General features: G+C 68.1%; 8 protein-coding genes and 1 pseudogene. 5 read left to right on the top strand and 4 right to left on the bottom strand.

Translation table 11 applies throughout. The features are described from left to right. Nucleotides 1-69 precede the first annotated feature (69 nt). Entirely contained in the window at nt 70-942 is an 873-nt protein-coding gene (locus B1818_RS10950) for a siderophore-interacting protein (protein WP_058249747.1), read from the top strand. On the opposite strand, the pseudogene B1818_RS10955 reads toward B1818_RS10950, so the two are convergent. Further along, nucleotides 939-1,762, bottom strand: a pseudogene (locus tag B1818_RS10955) (SDR family oxidoreductase). The gene B1818_RS10950 and the pseudogene B1818_RS10955 sit on opposite strands and share 4 nt — an antisense overlap. 41 nt (nt 1,763-1,803) lie before the next feature. Further along, nucleotides 1,804-2,295: a MarR family winged helix-turn-helix transcriptional regulator gene (locus B1818_RS10960; RefSeq protein ID WP_065632565.1), complete on the bottom strand. Its 492-nt coding sequence runs from the start codon at nt 2,293-2,295 to the stop codon at nt 1,804-1,806. 93 nt (nt 2,296-2,388) lie between these two features. Between B1818_RS10960 and B1818_RS10965 the strand changes: the two genes are divergently transcribed. Next, a complete protein-coding gene (locus tag B1818_RS10965; protein ID WP_078112740.1) occupies nt 2,389-3,870 on the top strand; it encodes an MFS transporter in 1,482 nt (493 codons plus the stop codon). Nucleotides 3,871-4,212: 342 nt separating this feature from the next. Here the strand turns inward: B1818_RS10965 and B1818_RS10970 are convergent, their stop codons facing one another. Continuing rightward, on the bottom strand, nt 4,213-4,968 hold the full coding sequence (locus B1818_RS10970; RefSeq protein WP_058249743.1) for a GntR family transcriptional regulator: 756 nt from the start codon (nt 4,966-4,968) through the stop codon (nt 4,213-4,215). Nucleotides 4,969-5,003: 35 nt separating this feature from the next. After that, nucleotides 5,004-6,155, bottom strand: a complete 1,152-nt coding sequence (locus tag B1818_RS10975; RefSeq protein ID WP_078112741.1) for an acyl-CoA dehydrogenase family protein — start codon at nt 6,153-6,155, stop codon at nt 5,004-5,006. A 116-nt stretch (nt 6,156-6,271) separates the two neighbouring features. Here B1818_RS10975 and B1818_RS10980 point away from each other — a divergent pair, with 116 nt between their 5' ends. From B1818_RS10980 to B1818_RS10990, 3 genes are read left to right on the top strand one after another with little or no spacing between them, the layout of a single operon-like run. Continuing rightward, nucleotides 6,272-7,144 carry a CoA ester lyase gene (locus tag B1818_RS10980; protein WP_078112742.1) on the top strand — a complete coding sequence of 291 codons (873 nt, stop codon included), beginning with the start codon at nt 6,272-6,274 and terminating at the stop codon, nt 7,142-7,144. Beyond that, nucleotides 7,141-8,148, top strand: coding sequence for a MaoC family dehydratase (locus B1818_RS10985; protein ID WP_078112743.1), 1,008 nt, complete (start codon nt 7,141-7,143; stop codon nt 8,146-8,148). Before B1818_RS10980 ends, B1818_RS10985 begins: the two co-directional genes overlap by 4 nt. A gap of 44 nt (nt 8,149-8,192) precedes the next feature. Next, nucleotides 8,193-9,332 carry a CoA transferase gene (locus B1818_RS10990; protein ID WP_078112744.1) on the top strand — a complete coding sequence of 380 codons (1,140 nt, stop codon included), beginning with the start codon at nt 8,193-8,195 and terminating at the stop codon, nt 9,330-9,332. The last annotated feature ends 199 nt before the right edge of the window (nt 9,333-9,531 follow it).

Below are 9,531 nucleotides of genomic sequence, written 5' to 3' on the forward strand. Positions count from 1 at the left end.
CCGACAGTTCTTCGATGGTTGCATATCCTAGTAACTGGGGTCCAGCCCGACTCAGGTTAGGGTTACCTCATGGGCTATTCCAGAGCACGCGTTGCCGACGTCGCCGACCTGACGCCCAACCTGCGTCGCATCGTCTTCGACGTGAACGATCTGCCAGGACTCGGCTTACCCGGCGGCGCCGACGAAGCCGTGGGCATCTACTTCCCACACGACCCCGAGCGTGTCACACCGGATATGGAATGTCGCGACGGCACGTGGGCCTATTACGACACCGACCCCGCACCCGACGGCCGCAACTACTCGATCCGCTCGGTCGACCACTCCGCCGGCACCATGGTCGTCGACTTCGTCATCCATGCCGCCGGCCCTGCAACGCTGTGGGCCCAGCGCGCCGAAGCGGGGCACGACGTGGTGATGACGCACGCGCGGTGCTGGTACGCACCACCCGCCGGCGTCGAACGCCTGATCCTCGCCGCCGATCTGGCCGGACTCCCCGCCCTGGCCCGAATCCTCGACGAACTGCCGTCGACCGACGGTGTCACCGCCGTGGTCGAGGTGCCCGCCCCGACCGAACTGGCCTATCTGCCCGAGCGCGACGTCGAGCTGATCACGCTGGTCGGCGGCAACTCCCGCACGCCGAGCCGTCTCGCGGACACGGTCTGCGGACTCACCCTGCCGACCTCGGGCGCATACTGTTGGTTCGCCGGCGAGGCGGCGGAGTCGCGTGCGATCCGCAAGCACCTGCGCGGCAATCTTCGCTGGGACCGCCGGTCGTACGACGTCATCGGCTATTGGCGTGTCGACGCCGAGCGATGGACGCAGGCCTATGTGGAGCGGGGCGCGGAACTGTTCGCCGTCTATCGCCAGGCGCTCGACGACGGCAAGAGCGAGAAGCAGGCGTCGGAAGAGTTCGACGAGGCGCTCGAGCGGGCCGGCCTCTAGTACTCGGCGACCATGCCCTGTCGGGGGCACGATACATCGTCCATAGGAACCGGGGTATCGCCCGCGGGGGCAGCGGCGACGGCCAGTCCCGTCCCCGCATGCGGGCGTCGGTTCCACCGTCGACGGTGACGACCGCGCCGGCCATGAAGTCCGCCGCCGGTGACAGCATCAGCATGACCCAGGCGGCGAGCTGGTCAGGAGTTCCGTACTCGCGCACCGGAACCGGAAACGACTTCACGTGCCCGGCCTGCGGACCGTCGAGTTGCGACTGCAACAGCGGCGTCATGACCGGCCCGGGAGCGAGGACGTTGACCCGGATGCCCTCACCGGCCCATTCGGTCGCCTTCCGTGCAGGCGGCGCCACTGCGTGACCGCGATCTTCGACGACGCGTACGCCACCGGGCCCGTGACGCCGCGCCGGCGTCGGATCACCTGGACGGCCCCCTCGGGGTCGCCATCCAGCAGGCGTCGGATGGCGGATTTGGGGACCAGCGGCGTGACCGTCGTCGAATTCGAACCGAAGACAACCACTTTCGCCTTCGCCCCAGCGGCCAGCGCCGGACGCCAGGCGGTCAGCAGTTCGGTCACCCCGAACACGTTGACCTCGACGATCATCCGCTCCCGTCCCGGCCGCGGGGCCCATGCCCGCGGCCAGCACGGCCCCGTCGAGTTGCCCGCCGGATCGGGCGAGGACCTCGTCGGCCGCGCGGCGTCGGCCCTCGGGTGTCGACAGATCGGCGACGACGTCGGCATCGCGCTGATCGACCCCGATCACGGTGTGACCGTCCGCGCGCAAGGCGGCGGCCACCGACGCACCCATCCCCGACGCCGAGCCCGTCACCACGTATGTGCCGGCCGAGGTCACGCCAATCCCCTTTTCCCGCGGTCGGATTCATCGGCCGCACCGTGCCGGTGCTGGGTCCGCTCGTAGGCGTCGTTGAAGGCACGCAGCTCGTGGAGCAGGGCCTGCGGCGAGCCCGGGGCCAGATCGGCGAAGACCTGCTCGAGCCGTTCGGCACGCAGCAGGCCGTCGCGCCGGAACGCCTCTCGCCCGGCCTCGGTCGGGCGGATCATCTTCGACAGCGAGTCCTCGACCTCGAACCGCTCGACGTAGCCGTGTTTGATGGCTGCGTTGACCTGCCGGTTGACCGTCGACTGCTCGAGCTGGAGGTCGGCGGTCAGCTCCCGCAACGTCCGCGGCCGACCGTCGGAGAGAATCCAGAGGATCGCGAAGGCCGAGCGTTCCAGGCCGACGGCGGGATGCACCAGGCTGCGACGTCGCGACATCCGCAGCAACTCCTGCGCCAGGTCACGATGCACCGGCGACTGCCAGGGCGCATGGTCCTCCGACATCTCTCCTCCATCTGTCGACATGGACAACCTACTGTCCGATTTGCTTGTGTACATTACATATGTATGCTGCATACCTCGAAGGAGGTCTCCCCCATGAGCCAAGTACGAGGTTCCGCGCCCGAGCTGACCGACGACGCGTCCGACGCGGTCGAGAAGGCACCCGCCGGCGCGATCGGCAGCGTCGTGGTGTTGTGTTTCGGCGGCCTGGTCGCCTCGCTGATGCAGACGCTGATCATCCCGATCCAGCCCGACCTGCCCCGTCTGCTCGGGACATCGATCGGCAACGCATCGTGGATCATCACCGCGACCCTGCTCGCCGCCGCCGTGGCCATGCCGATCGCCGGACGCCTCGGCGACATGTTCGGCAAGCAGCGGGTCCTCCTGGTGAGTGCGGTACTGCTCACCCTCGGTTCGCTGATCTGCGCGCTGGGCGACTCGCTCATCCCGCTGATCATCGGACGCGGCGTGCAGGGTCTGGCCATGGGATTCATCCCCGTCGGCATGAGCCTCATCCGCGAGATCACCCCGCCCCGGATCACCTCGATGGCCGTCGCCGCAATGAGTGCCACGCTCGGCGTCGGCGGTGCGATCGGCCTACCGCTGGCGGCCTGGATCGTGCAGACCTGGGATTGGCACGCCCTGTTCTACGTGGCAGCCGGTCTCGGCGTCCTCGTCACGGTCGCAGTCCTCGTCCTGGTCCCGCGCGTGAACGACGCCGCGGGCGGACGCATCGACGTCTCCGGAGCGATCGGGTTGGCCGTGGGACTGTCCGCCTTCCTCATCGCCGTCTCGAAGGCGAACGACTGGGGTTGGACGTCCGGCGCCACACTCGGACTCGGTATCGGCGGAATCCTGGTGTTGATCGGATGGGGATTCTTCGAACTGCGCCAGCGTGAGCCGCTCGTCGACCTGCGCACCACCGCACGGCCCGCCGTCCTGCTGACCAACATCGCCGCCGCGGCGATCGGCTTCGGCATGATGGCCCAGTCCATCGTGCTGCCGATGCTGCTGCGCCTCCCGGAGGCCACCGGTTATGGTCTGGGACAGTCGCTTCTGGCCGCGGGCCTGTGGATGGCGCCTGGCGGACTGATGATGATGATCTTCGCGCCCATCTCGGGCATCCTCATCAACCGGATCGGCGCCAAGATCACCCTGGCGATCGGCGCCGCCATCCTGGGATGCGGCTACCTGCTCGCCTTCTTCCTCATGGACGCGGCCTGGAAGCTGATGCTGGCCTCGATCGTGTGTGCCATCGGTGTGGGGGTCGGCTACGCGGCGATGCCGACCCTGATCATGGGATCGGTGCCGGCCACCGAAGCCGGTGCCGCCGTGGGACTCAACGGACTCATGCGTTCGCTGGGCACCACCGTCGCCTCCGCCGTGATGGCACTGATCCTGGCCAGTGCCACGATCTCGCTCGGCGGCACCGAGGTGCCCGACCAGTCGACGTTCACCTGGTGCTTCCTCGTCGCCGCGGCCGCCGCCTTCGTCGGCATGGCGATCACACTGACCATCCCCTCGCGTCGCGGATCGTCGAATGTGCCGGAGGAGCAACCCCTCCCGGCTCGGGGCTGACAGGGGTACCGCTTCGTTAGAGGGCGCGTGCCCACTACTCCTCGAAGTGCGAGCGAAGCGAGCCAACAACTGCTCCCTGAGGTGCGAGCGAAGCGAGCCACCAACTGCTCCCTGAGGTGCGAGCGAAGCGAGCCACCAACTGCTCCCTGAGGAGGCCGGAGCTTGCGGAGGCCGTCACGAAGGGTCCTGGTGAGATACGTCGCCAAGCCCTTCGTGGCTCGTCGCTTGCGCTCCTCGCACCTCAGGGAGCAATGGCTATGTCGTTCTTTCGGATAGGGAGCAGGGGGTCGCGCTCCTCAGGGAGCAGGGGGTCGCGCTCGCCAGGGAGCAGAGGGCGCCGGCTCACTCCGGCCGCGGGTCGGCGGTGCGACGGAGCGTCACCCGATACGTGTAGTGCTCGGGAAGGAAGTGGCTGACCGCGAGTTCGACTGCCCGGCCGCGTGAATCGGTGTACAACCGGTCCACCCGGAGCACCGTGTGCCCCACCGGGCATCCGAGCCGGGCGGCGGTCTCGGCATCGGCGACGGTGGCGGTGATCGACTGCGCACACTCCTCGATCGGGTGCACCAGGTGAGGTTCCAGCAGGCCGATAATCGTGTGATCACTCCGCGCTCCGGTCTCGATTTCCGGGGCGTCGATCACGAGGCGTGCGACCGACTCCGGCCACCACACGGTGGTCACCACGAACGGGACGCCGTCGTGGAATCGCTGGAAGACGATGCGGTACACCACGTCGGTGTCCAGTCTCAGGCGACCGGCCGCCTCGAGATCCACGCGACGCGAGGGTGATTCGATCACCTGCATCTCGGTGTCCGTCGACAGGTTCATGAGGTCCTCGATCGAACCCAGCTGGCGCAGGTACTGACCCGCGGTCTCGGTCGCGAATGTTCCCCGGCCGGGCACGCGGTACACCGAGCCCTCGGTCACGAGTTCGAGGAACGCGCGGCGGACGGTCTGCCGGCTGAGCCCGTACTCCTGGGAGAGCTCGGATTCGGTCGGCAGCCGCACACCGCCGGCGTATCTGCCCGCGACGATCTGCGCGCGCAATTCCGCGGCCAGCGTCTTGTACGCAGGTGCGGACTGCTCGGACTCGCGCATGGAACCCACTCTCCCGCCGGACGACGGCGTGCCGCTCAGATCCCGCCGCGCGACACGAGTTGCGCCGCAATGACGTTGCGCTGGATCTCGTTGGTGCCCTCGCCGACGATCATCAGGGGCGCGTCCCGGAAGTATCGCTCGACGTCGAACTCGGTGGAGTACCCGTAACCACCGTGGATGCGGACGGCGTTCAGGGCGATTTCCATCGCCACCTCGGAGGCGTAGAGCTTGGCCATCCCCGCCTCCATGTCGCAGCGCTCACCCTTGTCGTACTGCTCGGCCGCGTGCCAGGTCAGCTGACGCGCCGCGGTGAGCTTCGTCGCCATGTCGGCCAGGTAATTGCCGATCGACTGGTGCTTCCAGATGGGCTGACCGAACGACTCCCGCTGCTGCGCGTAGGCGAGCGAGTCCTCCAGCGCCGCGGTCGCCACCCCCAATGCGCGGCACGCCACCTGGATACGACCGGTCTCCAGCCCTTTCATCATCTGGCCGAACCCCTGGCCGGGAACCTCGCCCAGGATCGCCGACCGTGGCGCACGATAGCCGTCGAAGGACAGTTCGCAGCTCTCGACGCCCTTGTAGCCGAGCTTGGGCAGGTCGCGCGAGACGGTCAGTCCCGGACCGTGTTCGACGAGCACGATGGAGATGCCCTTGTGCCGCGGCTGCGCGCCGGGATCGGTCTTGCACATCAGGGCGATCAAGCCGGAGCGCCGTGCGTTGCTGATCCAGGTCTTCGCGCCGCTGATGACCAACTCGTCGCCATCGGTCTTCGCCACGGTGGTCATCGCCTGCAGATCGGAGCCGCCACCCGGCTCGGTGAGCGCCATGGTGGCGCGCAGTTCGCCGGTCGCCATCCGCGGCAGATAGCGCTGCTTCTGCTCGTCGGTGCCGAACAGCGTCAGCAGTTTCGCGACGACGGTATGCCCGCCCATCGCACCGGCGAGGCTCATCCACCCACGCGCGAGTTCCTGGGTGACCCGCGCGTAGCACGGCATCGACACCGGTGAGCCACCGAACTCCTCGGGCACAGCGAGACCGTAGATCCCGATCTGCTTCATCTGGTCGATCCACTTCTCGGGGTATTCGTTGGCGTGCTCGACCTCCTGGACCGACGGCTTCACCTCTCGGTCGACGAAGGACCGCACGGTGTCGATCAGAAATGTCTCTTCGGCGGACAGCGAGCTCATGACAAGACCCCACGATCTAGAACCAGATTTGTACGGCCATTTTGTCGATCCCCTCCGCACCTGTCAACACTTCCCATAGCTCGACGCGGTCTGATACAACCGGAACGGCATCACATATGGCCGCACATTTGATCTCGACCCCTGGAGCAACCGTGCAGAGAAGACGAGCCGTCCTGGTCGCGCCCGCCTCCGACGACCGCAAGGCCCGCAAGGCGCTGGCTTCGATCGCCGATGAGGTCGTGCTCGACCTCGAGGACGCGGTGACCCCGGCGAACAAGGACTCCGCACGCGCAGCGACCGCCGACCTGGTCGCCGAGTTCGGCGCCGACCGCGCGATCTCGTTGCGCATCAACGCGATCGAGACGCCTTGGGCCGGCGCCGATCTCGCCGCCTGCGCCCAGATGCCGAACCTGACGTCGGTGGTGCTGCCGAAGGCCGACTCGCCCGCCGACCTCCGGTCGGCCGACGAGCAGCTCGGCCGAGCGCCGGTCCGCCTGCAGGCGTTGCTCGAATCACCGCGCGGCATCCGTGACGCCGGCGCCATCTGCGCGGCCACAAACCGGCTCGATGCCGTCCTCATCGGTTACGCCGATCTCGCCGCATCATTGGGACGCAGCCCCCGCCTGCCGATGCGGACGTGGCACGTCGTCCAGGACTCGGTGTTGCTCGCCGCGCGCGCGGCCGGCGTGGACGTCATCGACGGACCGCATCTGACGATCGCCGACGACGACACCTTCCGCGACGCCAAGCGCTGGGTCCGCGACCTCGGCTTCGACGGCACCTGGGTGATCCATCCGGCTCAACTGCAGTCCGCCATCGACATCTTCACCCCCGACGCCGCCGCCGTGGAGGACGCGCGACGGGTGCTGGATGCACTCGAGCAGGCAGCCGGCGCGGGTGCCGGTGCGGCCGAGCTCGACGGCCGGATGCTCGACGAGGCGCTCGCCGTGTCCGCGCGGCGCGTCCTCGCCAAGGCTGCGTCCGAATGAGCGCGTCCGACCCGATCGCCGTGGGCGGCCCGTACTTCGACGAACTGTCCCATGGACAGTTGTTCGACGACGCGCCGTCGCTCACGTTGACATCCGGTCTCGCCGCGACGCACCAAGCGATTCTCGGTGACCGCCTTCGACTCTCGCTCGACGCCCATCTCTCGGATCGCGTGGTGGGTGGCGTCCTCGCCCATCCCGGCCTGGTCACCGACGTCGCGATCGGTCAATCCACGCTGGCCACCCACCACGTGAAGGCGAACCTCTTCTACCGCGGCCTGCGGTTCCTGAGCCACCCCCGGATCGGCGACACGTTGACGACCGTCACCGAAGTGGTCGGGCTACGCGAGAACACACCGAAGCCAGGACGTGCGCCGACCGGACTCGCCGCGCTCCACATGGTCACCACCGATCAGACCGGCGTCACCGTCCTCGACTTCTACCGGTGCGCGATGCTGCCGTTGTCACCCGACGCCGATCCCGGGCGGACCATGCACGCGGACGACCTGAGCACCATCGGACCGGGAATCGACGCGGAACCCGTCATTCCCGAATTTGACCTCGCCGCCTACCGCGAATCCGCACGTGGACAGCACTTCTCACCCGAACTGGCCGGACGCGCCTTCTCCTCCAGCGCCGACGTGGTGTCCAGCGCACCCGAACTCGCCCGGCTCTCGCTGAACATCGCAGCCACGCACCACGACGAGCGGGTGGCCGGTGCGGCCGCCGGCGGTCGGTTGGTCTACGGCGGGCACACCATCGGACTGGCCCTCGCGCAGGCTAACCGGGCGCTGCCGAACCTGGTGACGGTGACCGGCTGGGACTCGTGCGACCACACCGGACCGGTGCACGAGGGCGACACCCTCAGTTCGACGATCCTCGTCGAGGAGGCGACGCCGCTCGCCGCCGGCGGCGGCGTCCTGCGCCTGCGCTCCACCGTCGTCGCACACGGCGACGACTCCGATCGCGAGGTCCTCGACTGGCGTTTCCGCGTCCTGATGGCCTGATCGTCTGCCGAATCCCCCATTCCACACTCCAGGAGTTTCCGCGCATGAGCTCGCATCCCCGTCCGCTCGAAGGCCTCCGCATCGTGGAGGTGTCGAGCTTCGTCGCCTCACCGCTGTGCGGCCTGACCCTGTCGCAGCTCGGCGCCGAGGTGATCCGGGTCGACCCGATCGGTGGCGCCGCCGACGTCAACCGCTGGCCGGTCACCGATGACGGCAACTCGATCTACTGGACTGGGCTCAACCGCGGCAAGAAGTCCGTTACCGTCGACTTCCGTGACCCCCCGGGACAGCGGATGATCCAGGATCTCGTCACGGACAGCGGGCCGGGCGGCGGAATCCTGGTCACCAATGCGGGCGGACGGTCGTGGATGAGTCACGAGACGCTGTCGGCGCGGCGCTCCGACGTCATCACCCTGGAACTGCTCGGCCGGACCGACGGCACTCCCGGAGTCGACTACACGGTCAACGCGGCACTCGGATTCCCGTCGATCACCGGCCCCACCGACTACGCCGGCGTCGTCAATCATGTTCTGCCGGCGTGGGATGTCGCGTGTGGCCTCTATGCCGCATTGGCGATCACGGCCGCTGTCCGGCGCCGCGACCAGAATGGGGTGGGGGCGCAGATCACCCTGCCCCTCGAGGACACCGCTCTCGCCATCGCCGGGACGCTCGGATATCTCACCGAACCGCAGCTGGGCGGCGGCACCCGACCGGCCACCGGCAACGACGTATACGGCACGTACGGAACAGATTTCGTGACCGGCGACGGCGGCCGGTTCATGCTCGTCGCGCTGACCCCGCGTCACTTCCGCGGGCTGGTCGAGACGACCGGGACCAGCGAGGCGGTCGCGGCCGTCGAACGGGCGCTGGGAGCGGACTTCGCCAGGGAGGACGACCGGTACATTCACCGCGGTGTCCTCACACCGCTGTTCGCGGCGTGGTTCGCGCGACACACGTCTGCCGAGGTCGAGGCCGCGCTGGCGCAGAACTCCGTGCTCTGGGAGCGCTACCGGACTTTTGACGAGGTCGTCGAATCAGGTGTCCTCCAGCGCAATCCGCTCTTCACCGAGCTGGAGCAGCCCGGCATCGGCACCTACCTGGCCGCCGGCCTGCCGGCCATTTTCGACGGTGAGCACTACTTCGCCGGGCCGGCCCCAGAGCTGGGCTCGTCGACGGGGTTCTGAAGGTCGTTCACCCGTGACCCCTCCGCTCCTTGAGGAGCGCCCAGAGCTCGCGGAGGGCGCGGCCACCCCCGCTCCCTGAGGAGGCCGGAGCTTGCGGAGGGCGCGGCCACCCCCGCTCCCTGAGCCTGGATATTTCACTGATGTTGCTGGTGTTCGGCGTGTGATACGCGAAAGTGCCTGTCTGCCTTGTGATTATTGA

The organism is Gordonia sp. IITR100 (assembly GCF_002009645.1).
GTDB classification, from domain to species: Bacteria; Actinomycetota; Actinomycetes; order Mycobacteriales; family Mycobacteriaceae; genus Gordonia; species Gordonia hongkongensis.